This is a genomic window from Xanthovirga aplysinae (genome assembly GCF_009711365.1).
GTDB classification, from domain to species: domain Bacteria; phylum Bacteroidota; class Bacteroidia; order Cytophagales; family Cyclobacteriaceae; genus Xanthovirga; species Xanthovirga aplysinae.
In genome coordinates this window covers 1-882 of the sequence record NZ_SMMB01000256.1, presented here as the reverse complement: position 1 = coordinate 882, position 882 = coordinate 1, and the positions used below count along the sequence as shown (strand labels likewise).

1 protein-coding gene is annotated in these 882 nt (G+C 40.4%); it reads right to left on the bottom strand.

Going from position 1 to position 882, the window contains the following annotated elements; genetic code table 11:
• Positions 1-882 (bottom strand): hypothetical protein (locus E1171_RS23300; protein WP_222931298.1); only part of this gene is annotated, 882 nt, incomplete at both ends.

Below are 882 nucleotides of genomic sequence, written 5' to 3'. Positions count from 1 at the left end.
GTTAAAGGAATCTTGATTATCTCCTGGGGTAATCTTCATTTGCTTAAATCCACCAGTTCCGGTAGATAATAAGTTTCCATTTAATTGTAGACTTCTATCTATTTTTACATCCCCCTCTGAGAATATATGTTCTGCAGCTTGATATTGAATAGGTTTCCATTCATCGCTTTCCCAGTCTCGGGCGCGAAGCAAACCATAGTCCTCGGTACTGTAGGCCATGTTCATACTAGTACCCGAGGAAGGATTCAGTAAACCAGTGACATCAATGGACTGATTGGATTTAATTCTACCATTTACATCTAGCTTTTCAGTTGGAGAGGTAGTCCCTAACCCCGTATTTCCAGCCACTAGGAGGTTTTTAGAATTTCCCATTGCACCACTTAATGTGCCGTTGGAGTGGCCAATGGCTAAACTGCCGACATACAAACCAGATAGACCAATATCATCTTGTAATAGCGAAAATCCATCATCTCCTCCTGTTCTAATACTGCGATCCGAATCCGGGCCTACAAATAGCCTTTCTGCATAGATCCCTGTTCCATTTACATAAAGATTGCCACTAAACTCTCCTGAACCTGAGGATTTTAAGTTCCCACTGATATCTAATGCTTCAGTTGGATTAGTTTCATTTATACCTACTCTCTGTGTTTCTGCAATAACGGAAACTACTTTTTTAAGGTCATCGGGTTTACCGGTTTCTAAATAAATGTTCCTACCCCAGCCAGAACTCACATCAGGTCGTGAAACAGCCCTAATAACCAGATTTTTATGATTATTAACGTCATCATTCGATTCAATGTAATTGGCAGTGGAATCGTCGCCATAAATGGTTATGTAATTACTTCCCCCATTGGTATTTCTTCTAAACTTAGCGAAACCGTG